Annotated in this window: 12 protein-coding genes and 1 other annotated feature; of the genes, 5 read left to right on the top strand and 7 right to left on the bottom strand. The window is 29.0% G+C overall.

Annotated features, from left to right (window positions below):
- Positions 1-45: 45 nt before the first annotated feature.
- Both argH and IC213_RS01395 read right to left on the bottom strand, forming a co-directional pair.
- Entirely contained in the window at positions 46-1,362 is a 1,317-nt protein-coding gene (gene argH / locus IC213_RS01400) for an argininosuccinate lyase (RefSeq protein WP_227432534.1), read from the bottom strand.
- Positions 1,363-1,449: 87 nt separating this feature from the next.
- Positions 1,450-1,660 (bottom strand) — a binding site (T-box leader).
- 78 nt (positions 1,661-1,738) lie between these two features.
- Positions 1,739-2,560 (bottom strand): Cof-type HAD-IIB family hydrolase, encoded by an 822-nt coding sequence (locus tag IC213_RS01395; RefSeq protein ID WP_227432533.1) that lies wholly within the window; start codon positions 2,558-2,560, stop codon positions 1,739-1,741.
- Positions 2,561-2,920: 360 nt separating this feature from the next.
- Here IC213_RS01395 and IC213_RS01390 point away from each other — a divergent pair, with 360 nt between their 5' ends.
- On the top strand, positions 2,921-4,024 hold the full coding sequence (locus IC213_RS01390) for a pyridoxal phosphate-dependent aminotransferase (RefSeq protein WP_227862657.1): 1,104 nt from the start codon (positions 2,921-2,923) through the stop codon (positions 4,022-4,024).
- Positions 4,025-4,086: 62 nt separating this feature from the next.
- On the opposite strand, the gene IC213_RS01385 is transcribed toward IC213_RS01390, so the two are convergent.
- Positions 4,087-6,726 carry a cation-translocating P-type ATPase gene (locus IC213_RS01385; RefSeq protein ID WP_227432531.1) on the bottom strand — a complete coding sequence of 880 codons (2,640 nt, stop codon included), beginning with the start codon at positions 6,724-6,726 and terminating at the stop codon, positions 4,087-4,089.
- 325 nt (positions 6,727-7,051) lie between these two features.
- Positions 7,052-7,699 carry a D-alanyl-D-alanine carboxypeptidase family protein gene (locus IC213_RS01380; RefSeq protein WP_227432530.1) on the bottom strand — a complete coding sequence of 216 codons (648 nt, stop codon included), beginning with the start codon at positions 7,697-7,699 and terminating at the stop codon, positions 7,052-7,054.
- Between the two features lie 278 nt (positions 7,700-7,977).
- Between IC213_RS01380 and IC213_RS01375 the strand changes: the two genes are divergently transcribed.
- On the top strand, positions 7,978-8,868 hold the full coding sequence (locus tag IC213_RS01375) for a TetR/AcrR family transcriptional regulator (protein ID WP_227862656.1): 891 nt from the start codon (positions 7,978-7,980) through the stop codon (positions 8,866-8,868).
- Positions 8,869-8,871: 3 nt separating this feature from the next.
- Positions 8,872-10,281: an MDR family MFS transporter gene (locus tag IC213_RS01370; protein WP_227432528.1), complete on the top strand. Its 1,410-nt coding sequence runs from the start codon at positions 8,872-8,874 to the stop codon at positions 10,279-10,281.
- Positions 10,282-10,354: 73 nt separating this feature from the next.
- Here the strand turns inward: IC213_RS01370 and IC213_RS01365 are convergent, their stop codons facing one another.
- On the bottom strand, positions 10,355-10,735 hold the full coding sequence (locus tag IC213_RS01365) for a RidA family protein (RefSeq protein ID WP_227432527.1): 381 nt from the start codon (positions 10,733-10,735) through the stop codon (positions 10,355-10,357).
- 93 nt (positions 10,736-10,828) lie between these two features.
- Entirely contained in the window at positions 10,829-12,046 is a 1,218-nt protein-coding gene (ilvA, locus tag IC213_RS01360; RefSeq protein WP_227862655.1) for a threonine ammonia-lyase, read from the bottom strand.
- 652 nt (positions 12,047-12,698) lie between these two features.
- On the opposite strand from ilvA, the gene aspD reads away from it, so the two are divergent.
- Together aspD and IC213_RS01350 are read left to right on the top strand one after the other, a co-directional pair.
- A complete protein-coding gene (aspD, locus tag IC213_RS01355) occupies positions 12,699-14,327 on the top strand; it encodes an aspartate 4-decarboxylase (protein WP_227432525.1) in 1,629 nt (542 codons plus the stop codon).
- A 120-nt stretch (positions 14,328-14,447) separates the two neighbouring features.
- Entirely contained in the window at positions 14,448-15,443 is a 996-nt protein-coding gene (locus tag IC213_RS01350) for an asparaginase (RefSeq protein ID WP_227432524.1), read from the top strand.
- Between the two features lie 142 nt (positions 15,444-15,585).
- Here the strand turns inward: IC213_RS01350 and leuS are convergent, their stop codons facing one another.
- Positions 15,586-18,006 carry a leucine--tRNA ligase gene (gene leuS, locus IC213_RS01345; RefSeq protein ID WP_227862654.1) on the bottom strand — a complete coding sequence of 807 codons (2,421 nt, stop codon included), beginning with the start codon at positions 18,004-18,006 and terminating at the stop codon, positions 15,586-15,588.
- Positions 18,007-18,088: the final 82 nt, after the last annotated feature.

The raw sequence follows: 18,088 nt of genomic DNA, 5'->3' as shown, positions 1-18,088 counted from the left end.
TACCACTCATTAAAATTCACAGCTTTTAAAACTTAATATCCTATATTATTTTAAATTCTTTTTTATTCCTTTGTTTAATATACTTTCATAGTTAATAAAGTCATAAATATCTTCCTTAAATTCATCTGAAAACTTATGTAATTCTTCTAGTGTCAAATCTTCTATTGCTTTTTTATTATCTTCACAATATATTACAATACTTCCAACAATTCCATGTGCATCTCTAAAGGCAACATTATTTTTAACTAGATAGTCAGCAACTTCTGTAGCATTTAAAAACCCATTTTTAACTGCTTGTTTCATTTTATCTTCATTTACCTTTAATGTAGCTATCATTCTCTCCATTATTTGTATACACATTTCAAGAGTGTGTACACTATCAAAGAAGCCTTCCTTATCTTCTTGCATATCTTTATTGTAAGCTAGTGGTATACCTTTCATCACTGTAAAAAGACCAAATAAATTTCCATATACTCTACCAGTCTTACCTCTTATAAGTTCTGCACCATCAGGATTTTTCTTTTGAGGCATTATACTACTTCCAGTAGTATATAAATCATCTATTTCAACAAACCCAAATTCTTGAGAACTCCAAAGTATCAATTCTTCACTAAGTCTACTTAAATGCATCATTATAATTGAAAAATCACTCATTAGTTCTAATAAATAGTCTCTATCACTTACACCATCCATAAAATTATCTACAACTTTTTTAAATCCTAATTGCTCACAAGTTATATTTCTATCTATATCATGTGTAGTTCCTGCCAAAGCTCCACAACCTAAAGGTGATTCATCTAATATTTCTATAGCATTTTTTATTCTTTTCTCATCTCTATCAAACATACTATAATATGCCATCAAATGATGTTTAAAAGTTACCACTTGCGCTCTTTGAAGATGAGTATATCCTGGCATCATTACTGAATTTTTATCAGCAACATCTTTTATAGTTTCTTTAAATCCAGATATTAACCCCACTAAATCACTTGCCTTTTCTTTGGCATATAATCTCATATCAACTGCAACTTGGTCATTTCTACTACGAGCTGTATGAAGTTTCTTCCCAACATCACCTATTCTTTGAATCAAGTTTATCTCAGTAAAACTATGTATATCTTCATAATCTCCATCTAATGCCAATTTTCCATTTTCAATATCTTCAAGTATTCCATTTAGACCTTCTGTTATAGCTTTTCCCTCTTCATCTGTTAAAAGCCCACATTTTACTTGCATATAGACATGTGCTATACTTCCTTCGATATCTTTTTTGTATAGTATACAGTCATACCCAAAAGATTTATTAAATTCTTCCATAAGTTGATTTTCAGCTTTTCTAAAACGTCCACCCCATAATTTCATATTTTTCACCTCATATTTTAATTTTTTATATTTTAATTATAATATTTTTACTTTAGCTAAAAATAAAAAATCTCTTGGTCAAAAAGACCAAGAGACGAAATATTCCGTGTTACCACTCTAGTTGATAAACTATGTTTACCCACTCTATTCTCTTAAGGCGAGATTACCTATTACCATACTGAATTTCAAGTAATATTCTCCAAAGCTCTATTCAATATAAAGTATTATCATTAGGCTTACACCATCCCTAACTCGCTGAGACCTGCTTTATATCTACTCTCTTCTTCACTGAATCTAAATTTTTATATTTTACCTATTTGTATTATAATTACTATCTATAAAATAGTCAACCTATTTTTTCCTTTAAATGCCTTTTTTAAGAACTAAGTGACTCTTTTAACTCAAAAAACTTATAAATTGCTTTTGCAACTCCACTCTCTTGATTGCTATCTGTCACATAATCAGCCTCTTGTTTAATCAATTCTTCTGCATTTCCCATAGCTACACCAAGACCAGCAAATTGTATCATTTCTATATCATTGTAATTATCTCCAAATGCAATTATATCTTCTCTATCTATATTCATTTTTTCAGCTAAAATTTTAACCGCATTGCCTTTATCAACACCAGTATTCATAACTTCAATATTATTTGGCCAAGAAGAAGTTATTTTTATGCCTTGAACTTTTTTTAATTCTTTTCTTATTTCGTCTAAAATAGCTGGATTTTTTTCTTCTATTATTACAAACTTTAATATGTCATTTTTAGAAATCTCTTCTCTTAAATCATCCCTTATAATTACTTCTGTTTCAGAGCCCAAAAACACACTTATTCTATCTTCACGCCCTTCTATTTTTTTTGAAAGCATGGAATCTATACTATTACATTGATAGTAAATATTATATTTGTCTAACACATCTAAAATATCTAGACATGTTTTTGTATCAATTTTATTTGAATATATTATATTTCCATTTTGTTCCCTTATCAATGAGCCATTACAAGCTATTATTGGCATATCTTCTTTAAGAAAATCTACATTGCATTTAGCTGAATCGAAAGTTCTTCCTGTTGCTAAAGTTACATTAATACCACTTTTAATAACTTTTTGCAGTGCAATTTTATTTTCATCAGTAACTTTATGGTTATTTCCTAATAAAGTTCCATCCATATCTGTTACAATCAATTTATATCCCATCATCCAACTCCATAACATTTTATTGTATACTTATATTTCCTTAATCTAATTTAAAGAATTACCCTTATTAAATTATATCATAACTTTACACTTAAACTATTCCAATTTATAAAATTAATAACATTCCTATACTTCCATATCAAGGCAAAATAAATCGTTTCTTGTAGTATTTTTCTGAATATTTTCAATTTATAGTCTTATAATGCTAGAAATTTTACAATATATGATATATAATCATATTAAATAAAGTGAGCAATTATAATATTTATATTTGTTTTTTACTATTATGTATTTTCACAATATTTTAAATCTAGCAACTTTTTTAACATTTATTATTGACTAAATAAGGAGTGATAAGCTATGAAATTAAAAATTAACAAAGCTATTGAAATGCAGTTGAAAAAAAGTTATGCCATAGAATCTGGTCATTGCGAAGATGTATTTGAGATAGATTGTGGCGAAGGTATAAATACAGTATCTTTCTCAAATAAAGCTGTAGAAGCTTTTAATGCTTTAGAATTTGATATGATAAGAGGATACCCTCATTCAATTAGTCTAAAAAACAATATAGTTGATTATTGGAAAGACTTTACAGCACTAACTACTGATAGAATTTGTCTAGCTGATGGTTCTATACATGTTATTTATCTTTTAAATAGATTATTTATTGAAAAAGGAGATAAGGTTTTAGGATATTCACCTCAATTTTCAGAATATGAAACAGATATAAAAATGCATGGTGCTACTTATGACTATGTTCTTTTAAAGAAAGAAAATAATTTCAAGTTTAATGAAAAGGAATTTATTGAAAAAATAAATTCAGAATATAAATTAATTTACATAGATAACCCAAATAATCCTACTGGACAAATTATACCTCTATCATCAATTGAAAATATAGTAAAAGAGGCAGCAAAATATGATATAGCTGTTATGATAGATGAGGCTTATGGTGAATATATGCCAAAAGAAAATTCAGCTGTAAAACTTTTAAATGATTATGGCAATGTAATTGTTCTAAAAACATTCTCAAAAGGTTTTGGTTTGGCTGGACTAAGAGCAGGATATGCAGTTCTTCCTGAACAACTTGTTAATCCTATTAAAAAGATTTCTACTCCTTACGAAGTATCTGAAATCTCTCGTAGTATTGCAGCTAATTTATTAGATGATGTTCAATTTATAGAAGAATTAAAAGAAAAAACAAAAGCTATAAAAAATCAACTATTGATTCCATGGAAAAACCTTAACATAGCTGAGACTAGTGATACTGTATCTATAATGACAGTTGAACATAAAAATAAAGATATAAATTTACAACAAGAATTTGCAAAATTAAAAATAAGAGTTATATCTGGTAGCGATTTTACTGGACTTGATAAAAACTTTATAAGATTTAGAATGCCTGAAGAAAAAGAACTTCCTGAGGTTATAAAAGCATTCCAAATAATCGATAATCTAGAATAAATCTAACTATATAAGGGACATATTGATAAAATCAATATGTCCCTTTAGTTTAGTATTTTTAATTATTCTACAATATTTCTATTCATTAATTTATTAAGTTCCATCAATATTGATGAAAGTAATGCTAAACCTAAACAAATTCCTAATTCATATAAACCAAATACTGTTGGTATAGAGAATATCCCTCTCAAAACTGGCATTAATGTTAAAGAGTAAAGTCCAAAACATATTAAAACTGCTCCTATAACATATTTATTACTAAAAAAGCCTAGTTTTACTATTGTCTGATTATTAGAACGTGCAGGCAATGTTTGCATTATTCTCGCTAATATTAAAGTTGAAAACGCCATCGCTACACCAAGTTCTGGTGACACTTGTAATCCTATATATTGTGCAATTATTGTAACTATACCAATTATACAACCTCTTATAGCCACTGCTTTTAATGTTCCTCCTGCTAATATACTTTCATCTGGATGTCTAGGAGGTTTATTCATTATATTTTTTTCTGATTTTTCAAATCCTAATGCTATTGCTGGCAAAGAGTCGTTTACTAGGTTTATAAATAAAAGTTGTAAAGCTGTAAATGGGTTCGACCATCCTGCAAATACTGCAAACAAGATAGCCACTATAGCACCCAAGTTTCCTGCAAATAAATAAGTTATTGCTTTTATTATATTGCTATATACTGTTCTACCAACTTCAACAGCATTTACTATACTTGCAAAGTTATCATCAACTAAGACCATAGCAGAAGCATCTTTTGCTACATCAGTACCACTTCCCATACCTATACCTATATCTGCTTGTTTTAAAGCTGGTGCATCATTGACACCATCACCAGTCATAGCAGTTATGTTATTCTTATGTTGCCATGCTTTTACTATACGAATTTTGTTTTCTGGTGAAACTCTGGCATATACACTTATATCTTCTAATTTTTTATTTAATTCTTCTTCACTTAATGCATCCAACTCTTTTCCAGTAAGTGCTAAATCTCCATCTTCCATTATACCTATTTCTTTTGCAATTGCTGCTGCGGTTGTTTTGTGATCTCCAGTTATCATAACTGTTTTTATGCCAGCGCTCTTTGCTTCTTTTACTGCGTCCATTACTTCTTCTCTTGGTGGGTCTATCATTGCCATTATCCCAACCAATATCATATCATGTTCGTCATCAATTGAAGGTGTAAAACCTTCTTCTGGAACATCTTTTATTGCAAATGCTAATACTCTAAGTGCTCTATTTGAAAACTCTTCATTTTTATTCTTGTATTCTTCTATTATCTCATCTGTTATGTCTACTTTTGAGCCATTTTTTAAAGCATATTTACATCTGCTAAATACAATATCTGGAGCACCTTTTGTAAACATTATATAATCTCCATATATACTATTTACTGTAGACATAAGCTTTCTATCTGAATCAAATGGTATTTCATTTATTCTAATATATTTACTTCTTAATCTATCATAATCTAAATCATTTTTGCTTGAATAATTTATTAGTGCAACTTCTGTTGGGTCACCTACTTCTTTTCCATCACTAGTTATATGAGAATCATTACATAATGTAGAAACCATAGTCAACAATTTAGCATGATAAGAATAATTTATATTTTCTTTATTAAGCTCATCATTGTTAGTTCCATACATATAACAGTCCACAACTGTCATTTTATTTTGTGTAAGAGTACCTGTTTTATCAGTACATATGACACTTGTTGAACCTAAAGTCTCGACAGCTGGTAATTTTCTTATTATAGCTTGTTTCTTTGCCATACTGTTTGTTCCAACAGCCAGCACTATAGTAACTATTGATGATAAAGCTTCTGGTATTGCTGCTACTGCTACTGCTACAGAAAACATGAATGAATCGAGAATAATTTGTGTCATTTCTCCATTTCCAGCCATCATATAATTTCTTGCTACCTGAATTATAAATATTAAGAGTGCAAGTACTACAATACCTACACCAAGCTTTTTACTAAAAGCTTCTATTTTTTGTTGTAATGGTGTCAACTTATTTTCCGCAGTTTCTAAAAGACCAGCTATTTTACCCATTTCAGTATTCATACCTGTTCCAGTTACTACAAATGAACCTCTACCATAAACGACTACAGCACCACTAAATACCATGTTTTTTTGGTCACCTAAACTTACATCTTCGCTTATTTTTTCTGTATGTTTTAGAACTGGTTCTGATTCACCAGTTAACATCCCTTCTACAACCTTTAATGATTGTGCTTCTATAAGTCTTCCATCTGCTGGTATGTAATCACCAGCTTCTAAAAATACAATATCTCCAACTACTAAATTTTTTGCTGGAATTGTCATTTTCTTATTATCTCTTATTACCTTTGCATTTGGTGCAGATAAATTTTTCAAACTTTCTAATGAACTTTCTGCTTTTTTTGTTTGTACAACTCCTAAAACAGAGTTGATAATAATAACTGCAAAAATTATTATTGACTCTACAGTTTCACCTAAAAATATTTGTACTAAAGCAGCTATCAATAGAATTATTACCAGTGGGTCTTTAAAACTTTCTAAGAAAAGCTTATACGTAGGAACCTTATCTGCTTCCTTTAATTCATTAGTTCCATTTTTTTCTAATAGCTCTTCTGCTCTTTCCTTGCTCAAACCATTTAAGCTTGAGTCTAAATTTTTAATTATTTCTTGATAAGTACTTTTGTAAGACATTTGTTGCCCTCCTCTTTAATAAATTTATTTTATGTTTGGGGACTCTTATGTATACTTGAAATTTTAAATTTTTTAAATAAAAAATTCCTTGAATAAAAAAAGACCCCAAAACAAACATACTTAATGCTTATTTTGAAGGTCTTGCTATCAAGGAATTCCTTGTTAATTAACCGAGTATCTCTACTGTCCTGACGATTAATTACCACTTTCGTGTAAGCTACTCCCCTTCGAGTAGTTATCTTTAATTGTATTTACATTATAACACCTTACATAATTAATAGTCTAGATTATTTTTTATTTTAACCTAAATTTAACAAATTATGGCTTAATCTATATGTAAATATTCTTCTAGTGTTAGATTGTTCATTGCAAAGTTTTTACTGTGTTCAGTTCCAACATATCTATAGTGCCATGATTCATACATGTATCCTGTTATGCTTTCTTTTCCCTCTGGATATCTAAGTATAAATCCATACTTATATGCATTTTCGTACAGCCACTTAGCTTCTTTTGTATTATTAAATTTTTTATTTGCCCAACAAGATTGGTCGTCTCCTCCAATATCAAATGCAAGTCCAGTTTGATGTTCACTTTCTCCTGGCTTAGCTGAAAATCTGTTTGCTTCCTTCTCACCATGTTTCTCTGCATATGTGTTGAATAAATTTTCTTGATATTTATAACTTCTATATGTACTGAAGGCTTTTAGATTTAATCCTGCTTTTTGAGCCTCTTTATTCATTTTATAAAAAGCATCTTTTGCTTCATTACTTTCTTGTGGAGAATAGTCTTCAGGTAAGCTATACTTTTTGTTTGCTACTACAATATTATTTATTGATAAAACGTTCACACCTTTTCTATACTTACTTATTTCATATGCCATGATTTTATTTTCTCCACTAGATATATTAATAAACATTTTTGCGAAAACTAGAAAAAATGCAAAAACTATAATCAAGCCTCTTTTCTTTTTCATATACTGCACCCCCATAATTTAGATTTAATATCTAAAAAATTTAAAGACATTTTACTTCATAGTATAATCATATCATTAATTTATTGCAAATTCTTTAAACAATTCTTAAGAAACTCTTAAATTCTTCTTTATGTTACTAAAACTAACAATATTTTTTCAATTTTTTTATATCACAGGTCCAGATATTGATTTTTTTTCCAAATGATGTATAATGTATTTATGGAAACTTTAAAGTACTACTTAGTACTTATCGTTTTTACATGAAAGGAGATAGCCAATTGACTGACAAACAAAAACTTATTATAACTATTGCTCAAAGAATCTTTGACCAAAAAGGTTTTCAAAATACTTCAATACTAGATATTGTAAAAGAATGTAAAATGTCTAAAGCTACTTTTTACAAACATTTTGAAACTAAAGAAAGTTTTATCTGTGAAATAATTAATTATTATGACGAAAAATTTTTAGAAATTATACATTCTATTAATGAAAACAATGATATTCATCCATCTGAAAAATTAAAAAGAAAAATAATAGCTGTATGGGGAAATATTTTTTCTAGAACTACTATAAATACTTATGTTAGGGAAAATTTTTCTGAAGTGCAACGTAAAACGACAAGTAAGTTACAAAAAAAATCTCGAGCTAATTTATTAAATGAATATAAGCTGAGTTTATTTGATAATTATGGCGACAAAATAGAAAACATTCTATTTGATTTAGTTTTCTTACTAGATGCTCTAATTCACCAGTTTACATATATTATTCATATACAAAAAAGAGAAATAAATGTATACTTTATTGCTGAATTTACTATACAAATGCTTGATTTAGTTGTAGAAAATGCGGATAACCTAAATCCTTTAATTGAAAAATCAATGTTTTTATATGAACAAGAAGATGAAGCTTATTCTTCTCTTTATAGTAAATCATTATTTTTTAAAACAATAGAGGATATAGAAGAGCTAATCAAAACAAACACTTCTCTTGTTGAAAACCCTAAGTTACTAGAAGCATCAAAAAAATTATATGAAGAAGGAAAAAATCAACTATATGATTCTTTAATTATGGATGCAATGATTACATATCTAGAAAAAGAAGACATTTTGAGACCAAAAGTACTTTTATTGAATAGTATTAAAAATCAATTAAAAAAGGAGACGTTATAAACTATGGAAATACAAAGTAATAGCAAAAACAATAAAAAAGGAAATTTGATAATAGCAATCGTAATGACTGGTGCTTTTATAAGCTCTCTTAGTCAAACATTACTGGCAACTGCACTTCCCAATATAATGTCAGATTTTAAAATTACTGCTGATGTTGGTCAGTGGTTAACTACGATTTATCTACTTATTGCAGGTATCATTATTCCTACAACAGCTTACTTGATAAATAGATTTAGTACTCGAAAATTATTTATTACATCAATGACTATCTTTTCTTTAGGATGTGTTATTGCACTTTTCTCTCGTGATTTTTCAACTATGTTGATTGCTCGTGTGTTACAAGCAGTAGGTTCTGGCTCTTTAATGCCACTTTTACAAGTTATTATATTATATTTATGTCCTATAGAAAAACGTGGTACAGCTATGAGTCTAGTTGGTATTACAGTGGGATTTGCTCCAGCAATAGGACCAACTTTATCTGGATGGCTAGTAGATTCATTTGGTTGGCATAGTTTATTTTTGCTTCTTTCACCTATAGCTATATTAGATGTTATACTTTCATTTATATTATTAAAAAATGTTGGAGAAGCTCAGAAACTAAAACTGGATATACCTTCAATAATACTATCTTCTTTAGGTTTTGGTGGTTTATTGATTGGGTTTACTAATCAAGGTAATTATGGCTGGACTAATAGTGCAACATATCTACCAATAATATTAGGAATTGTATCATTAATTTTGTTTACATGGCGTCAATTAAAATCTAAAGAACCATTCTTAGAACTAAGAGTTTTTAAAAATAAACCATTTCTTATTTCTACATTATTAATTATGATTGTATATGCTTCAATGATGTCTGCTACATTAATGATACCTCTATATATTCAATCTGTAAGGGGATTCTCTGCACTTGCTTCAGGTTCTTTAATGATGCCTGGTGCTATACTAATGGTTGCATTAAATCCAGTTGCAGGACGTCACCTAGATAAATATGGTCCTCACGCTCTATCAATATTAGGAACTGGATGCTTATTTTTAGGAACTTTATCTTTTGCGTTTTTAGGCAAAGATACATCTTTAATTCATATATCATTAATGTATTGTATTCGTATGATTGGTATTTCAATGGTTCTAATGCCATTAACTACATGGGGAATTAAAACACTAGATAGAGAACTTATATCTCATGCTACAGCAATTAATAGTACACTTCGTCAAATATCTGGTGCTATAGGCTCTGCTGTACTTATTACTATAATGACAACTGCTACTAAAAAAGCTCACATGAGTTCAGCTATCCTGTCTAATATCCATGGAATAGATGTAGCATTTTCAATAGCAGCTACACTTGCATTTATTGGATTAATTGTATCAATATGTTTTATAAAAGAGCGACAAACTGTTAGAAGTTAAAATAAAAAAAGAGATGTTTTAAGATTAAAATCTTAAAACATCTCTTTTTTTCAGTTTGAAAAATATTGTAATCTTATAATACAGCTATTACTTCTATTTCAACTTTAACGTCTTTTGGTAATCTAGCAACTTCTACACAAGCTCTTGCTGGTTTATTTTCTCCAAAATACTCAGCATAAACTTCGTTTATAGCCCCAAATTCATTCATATCTTTTATAAATACTGTAGTTTTAACTACATTTGAAAAATCAGCTCCACTTTCAGCTAATATTGCTTTAAGATTTTTTAGAGATTGAGCAGTTTGAGCTTGTACATCTCCTTCAACTACTTCCATAGTTTCTGGCACAAGTGGAACTTGTCCAGATACAAATAATAAGTTTCCAGCTTTTATAGCTTGAGAATATGGTCCTAACGCTGCTGGTGCATCATTAGTATGTAATACTTCATGTTTCATATTAAAATCCTCCTAATTGGTTAATCTACTATACATAAAATGTATCTTCATACACTATTATACTATTTTTCTTGTATATTATATACACTTTTATTATAATTCTATAATTTTAAAACCTTTTTCTTCTATTGCGTTCTTTATTTTTGCTATATGGTCATAATCTATTGTTTCTAATATAAATTCCGCACTTTGTTTTCCTAGAGCTTCACCTGCTGATAATTTACCTTGATTAGCACTTAAAATATTTCCACCATTCTCACTTATTATTCTAGTTAATTCAGCAAAGTTTCCTGGCTTATCTTCCATAATTGTACTAAATGAATATCTTCTTCCTTCTTTAGCTAGAGCAACACCTATTATTCTATATAATGTATTTATATCTATATTACCACCAGATATTATACACACTACGTTTTCATCTTTTGCTGGTGCATATTTACCACTTAATATTGCAGCTGTACACACAGCCCCTGCACCTTCTGAAACTATCTTTTGACTTTCCATCATAAATAATATTGATTCAGCTATTTCTATTTCTTCAACTACTACTATTTCATCAACTAATTCATTTATTATTTCAAAAGTTAAGTCTCCAGGAGTTTTAACAGCTATACCATCAGCTATTGTACTATCATTAAATGCTGTTGTTACTTTTCCGTTTTTAATTGACTCTTTCATTGAAGGTATATTTGCAGTTTGAACACCAACTATTTTTACATTAGGATTTAATGCCTTTGCTGCAACAGCAACACCAGATATTATTCCTCCACCACCAACTGGGCATAGTATAGTATCAATCTTATTATTTAATTGTTCGAAAATTTCAAGAGATATAGTTCCTTGCCCTGCTATAACATATTTATCATTGAATGGATGTAAGAAAGTTGCTCCTGTTTCTTTTTGTATTTCAACAGCTTTTGCATATGCATCATCATAAACTGCACCATTTAAAACTACTTCTGCTCCATAACCTTTAGTTGCACTAACTTTTGCCAATGGTGCCGTTGCTGGCATTACTATTGTAGATTTTATACCAGTCATTTTTGCGCCTAATGCGACACCTTGTGCATGATTTCCTGCACTTGAAGCTATTACTCCACTTGCTTTTTCTTCATCGGTTAAACTTGCTATTTTATTACAAGCTCCTCTTAATTTAAAAGACCCTGTTTTTTGAAGGTTTTCACATTTATAGAAAACATTCGCTCCTGTTTTTTCGCTAAGTTTAACGCTTTCAAGTAAATCAGTTTTTTTAACTATGTCTTTAATGGTCTCCCTAGCTTCTTTCACATCTGTTAAGGTAACATTTATCATTTTATTCCACTCCCGTAAATCCAATTTTTATTTATTACTTTCTATATAATTCTATATCTTTTTTTTTTAAAAATCAACATGTAAACGATTTTTATAATTTTTTAATTAATCACAAAAAAACTAAAAATACAACAATTGAATACAATAAACATATCTATTCAATTAAGTTAGATTACGCTAAATGATAATATTAAAATAATTTTTACATTTTTATCAAAATAACAGTTTATTCTTTATTATTTTTATTAAAATTTATATTTATATTATTTTACTTAATTAAAAATTGTTTTTTTATTCTCTTTAATAACATTAATATTACCACATCTAACCTAAAATATTTTTATAAACAACATTAAATAAAAAAAGTTTTATTTTATACATTTTCATAATAATAAAACTGTACCTTTTACAACAAATATAACAAAAAAATAAAATACAAGTTAAATTAGAGTTTTATTTTATATAGTAATCATTTTTTATTAAAAGGTATTTTATCTTTTAACATACATTTTATAAAGCTAAATAGAGTTATTATTTTAATTTTATACTTTACTTTTTCTATAAACCTATTATAATTAAAGTATAATCATTTTAGGAACTTGTTTATTTTATTATAAAAATGTGAAACTTATTACATAAGGAGGAATTAAACATGAAAAATAATACTTATAAAGAAATCAAAAACATATATGGAAAAATAAGTCCTTTTGAATTTAAGGACAAATTAATAGATATTGCGAAACATACTGCAAATGAAAATCATAGAGAACTGCTTGATGCAGGTCGTGGAAATCCAAATTGGACTTGTTCAACTGCTAGAGAAGCTTTTTTCACTTTTGGTCATTTTGCGATTACTGAAACACGTTCTAATTGGGATTTAGGACATTTAGCTGGTATGCCTCAAAAAAAGGGCATTAAAGAAAGATTCTTTAAATATATAAATGAAAATATAGATATGCCTGGAGCATACTTAGCTAGAGATATTATAAATTTTGGTATAAATGAACTTGGATTTGATGGCGATGAATTTGTTCATGAACTAGCTGATGGGATTATTGGTGATAATTATCCACTTCCAGATAGAATGTTGCCTCATATGGAAAAAATAGTGCATGATTATTTAGTTCAAGAAATGAAATATGATATATCAGGTAAATATGGTGATGTAGAAATATTCGCTGTTGAAGGTGCTACAGCTGCTATGTGTTATATATTTGATTCATTAATGGCAAATGAACTTTTAAAAAAAGGTGATACAGTAGCTTTAATGACTCCTATATTTACACCTTATCTTGAGATACCTAATCTTCCTCGCTATGATTTTAAAGTTGTAAACATAAACGCAAATGCAGTTGATGAAAAAGGTGCTCATACATGGCAGTATACTAAAAAAGAATTAGAAAAGCTTCGTGACAATTCTATTAAGGCTTTATTTGTTGTTAATCCTAACAACCCTGCATCTATAGCTATGGATGAGACATCTTGTAATAATCTAATAGATGTAATTGAAAATTATAATAAGGATTTAATGATAATATCAGATGATGTATATGGGACTTTTGTAGAAGATTTCTCATCATTAATGTCAAAACTTCCTTATAACACTGTTGGAGTTTATTCTTATTCAAAATATTTTGGAGTTACAGGATGGAGACTTGGTACATTCGCTCTTCATAAAAAGAATGTTTTTGATAAAAAAATAAATGATTTAACTGGAGAATTGAAGAAATCAGTAGATAAGCGTTACAGTGATATGAGTCTTAATCCTTCTAGTCTTTCATTTATGGAAAGAGTTGTTGCTGATAGTAGACTTGTTGCTCTTAATCATACTGCTGGTCTTTCAACTCCACAACAAGTTCAAATGTCATTTTTCTCTGCCTTTGCATTAATTGATAAAGTTGATGCTTACAAAAAACTTAATATGAGTATATGTCATAGACGTCAAAAACTATTGTTTGAAGCTTTAGAGCTTCCAGTTAATAAAAGTAAAAATAATGCTGCATATTATACTCAATTTGATATTGAAGAATGGGCTAAAATAAACTATGGAGAAGATTTATTCAAATTTATAAGTAAGAATGCCTCTCCAGTAGATATACTTTATAGATTGGCTAATGATTATTCAGTAGTCTTACTTAGTGGAAATGGATTCTATGGACCTGAATGGTCAATTAGAATATCTTTAGCAAATCTATATGATGAAGCCTACACTAAAATAGGGAAAGCCATAAGAGAAATATTGAATAGTTATATTGCTGAATGGGAAAAAACAAAAAAATAATCCTATTACACTGAAATGTCTAAATTATGTGAATAAAAGGATTTATATAGACCTAAATAATTTTTTTTGATATAATCCTATCGGAATTATAAATTTTATTTGTGAAAGGCAGAGAATATTATGAGTATTAAGAAAAAAGTTGCCATAGTCTTTACTGGTGGAACTATATCTATGACAGTAGATGATAAAGTAGGTGCTGCTATACCAACTTTATCTGGGGAACAAATATTATCTATGGTCACTAATATTGATAAAGTTGCAGATGTTGAAGTTTTTAATTTTGATGAAATTCCAGGACCTCACATAACACCTTGTAGAATGATGGAATTAAAAAATTATGTAAATGATTTATTAGCAAGAAAAGATATCACAGGAGTTGTAATAACACATGGTACTGATAGTTTAGAAGAAACTGCTTATTTTCTAGACCTTACAATTGATAATATTAAGCCTGTAATAGTTACAGGTGCTATGAGAAGTAGCTCTGAACTTGGCTATGATGGTTCAAGCAATTTATCTGCATCAGTTTGTACTGCCGTATCTAAAGATGCTATGGGTAAAGGAGTTCTTGTAGTTTTAAACAACGAAGTGCTATTGGCTTCTGAAGCTACTAAAACAAATACACTTTCTTTAAATACATTTAAATCTTTAACTAGTGGTCCATTGGGAATAATCGACTGTAACGAACTTGTTCTTACGAGAGATATTGTAAATAGAACCATTATAGATACTGATAAAGTAGAATCTAAAGTTGCACTATTTAAAGCATATGTTGGAGAAGATGCAGATTTTATAAGATTTGCTGTTGATAGTGGATATAAAGGTATAGTTATTGAAGCTATGGGTAGAGGCAATATTCCTCCTCTAATGCTTTCTGGCGTTGAATATGCAAGGGAAAAAGGACTTCCTGTTGTTATAGTTTCTAGATGCCATTCAGGTAGAGTATTTGATAGTTATGGTTACTTTGGTTCTGGTAGAGACTTAAAAAATATAGGATGTATATTTGGTGGAGACCTTCCAGGTCAAAAAGCTAGAATAAAACTTATTTTAGCTCTTGGAAAGACTAATAATATTGATGAAATCAAAGACTTCTTTGAAAAAGGAATCTATTGTTAATTATATTATAGAGTTTAGAATTTAAAATAAATTATATCATAGAGTTTAAAATAAAACGTCCCCCTACTGCAATCTTTTACTTATATTGCAATAAGGGGATTTTATTTTATAGTTCTCTTTTTTTATTTATTCCACAACTTTTTTATTTCACAACTATATTAACTAATTTCTTAGGAACTGCAACAACTTTAACTATAGTTTTATCTTCAACTAGAGCTTTAATTTTTTCATCTTCTAAAGCCACTTTTTCCATATCTTCTTTAGATATATTTGAACTAACAGTTAACTTTCCTCTAACCTTTCCATTAACTTGTACAACAACTTCTATTTCATCTTTTACTAAAGCTTTTTCATCATATTTAGGCCAGTCTATATCAAATACACTTCCTTCTTGACCTATCATAGTCCATAATTCTTCACCTAAATGAGGTGCAAATGGTGAAATTATAGTTACGATTGTTTGTACACCTTCTTTTATAACTGCTTCATTGATATTATCTAGCTCCTTATATTTGTACATATCATTTATTAATTCCATAAGAGCTGATATAGCAGTGTTAAATCCAAATTTCTCACTTAAATCTACAGTAACTTTTTTAAGTGTAGAATGTATAGTATATCTCATATCTTTATCTTGAGAACTTAACTCGCCAAACTCAACATCTTTTTTGAAGACATCTGCTAACTCATCAACTAATCTATATACTCTATTTAAGAATCTAAAGCATCCATCAACACCTTGTTCTGACCAGTCTAAATCTCTTTCTGGTGGTGCTGCAAATAATACGAAAAGTCTTGCAGTATCTGCTCCATATTCATCAATTATATCCATAGGAGATACTGTATTTCCTTTAGACTTACTCATTTTAGAACCATCCATAAGAACCATACCTTGAGTAAGTAAGTTTTTAAATGGTTCATAAAAGTCTACCATGCCCATACTCTTAAATGCTTTTACAAACCATCTAGCATAAAGTAAATGCATTATAGCATGCTCTACTCCACCTATATATTGGTCTACTGGATGCCATCTGTTAACTAAATCTTTACTAAATGGTTCATCTTCATTTTTATTGTCTACATATCTTAAGAAATACCAAGAAGAATCAACAAATGTATCCATAGTGTCAACTTCTCTTCTCGCTGGTTTTCCACAGTGAGGACAAGTTGCTGACATAAACTGTTTTGAAGTAGTAAGTGGAGACTCACCTTTTCCAGTAAATTCAACATCTGTTGGTAAAAGAACTGGTAAATCTTCTTTCTTAACTGGAACTATTCCACACTCATCACAATAAACTACAGGTATAGGACAACCCCAATATCTTTGTCTTGAAACTAACCAGTCTCTTAATCTATAATTAATTGTTCTCTTTCCTCTACCTTCTTTTTCTAATTTATTTATTATTCCTTCAAATCCTTCTGAAGCATCTAATCCATCAAATTCTTCTGAATTTATCATTTTATTATCTTCTGTTATTACATCTATTATATCTAGATTATATTTTTCAGCAAAATCTCTGTCTCTTTCATCATGTGCAGGAACTGCCATTATAGCACCTGTTCCATATTCAACTAATACATAGTTTGCTATCCATAGAGGAACTTTTTTTCCATTTAAAGGATTTATAACATATCTACCTATAAACATACCTTCTTTTTCTACATCAGCTGCTGTTCTCTCTATTTCTGTCATAGTGTGCATTTTTTGAACAAAAGCTTCAACATCTGCTTCATACTCAGTACCAGCAACCAATTCTTTAACTAGTTCATGTTCTGGAGCAAGTACCATATAAGTAACTCCATAAGTTGTATCTGGTCTAGTTGTAAATACTGTCATAGATTTGTCAGTTCCATCTATATCAAATACTAAATCTGCTCCTGTACTTTTTCCTATCCAGTTTCTTTGCATTATTTTAACTTTTTCTGGCCATCCATCTAATGTGTCTAAATCATTAAGTAATTCTTCTGCAAATTCAGTAGTTTTAAAATACCATTGTTCCAAGTCTTTCTTTAATACTGTTGATTTACATCTTTCACATGCTCCTTGAACAACTTGTTCATTTGCAAGAACAGTCTCACAAGAAGGACACCAGTTAACATAAGATTTTTTCTTATATGCAAGTCCATGTTCTAAAAATTTCAAAAATATTTCTTGAGTAAATCTATAGTATTCTGGAGTTGAAGTTGCTACTTCTTTATCCCAATCATAGCTAAGCCCTAATAAATTTAATTGTTCTTTCATTTCTTCTATATTTTCCATTGTCCATTTATGTGGATGTATTCCATGTTTTATAGCTGCATTTTCAGCTGGTAAACCAAAAGAATCCCATCCCATCGGATGAAGTACATTATAACCTTCCATTTTTTTGAATCTTGCGACAACATCGCCTATAGAATAATTTCTGACATGTCCCATGTGTATCTTTCCAGATGGATAAGGGAACATTTCTAATGTGTAATAATTAGGTTTTTCAGTTTGTGCTGTATCCATTTTGTATTGGTCATTATCTTTCCAAATTTTTTGCCATTTCGATTCTACTTGTTTAAAATTATATACGCTCATATTTTGCCTCCTGTTTTTAGTTGTGTTCAACTACTTTGTTTAATATTATTTACTTATAATTTCCAAATAATTCTTTGAAAAT

This window comes from Clostridioides sp. ES-S-0049-02 (genome assembly GCF_020658465.1).
Classification (GTDB): Bacteria; Bacillota; Clostridia; order Peptostreptococcales; family Peptostreptococcaceae; genus Clostridioides.
The sequence above is the reverse complement of the archived record's forward strand: the minus strand, read 5'-3'. Positions and strand labels throughout refer to the sequence as shown.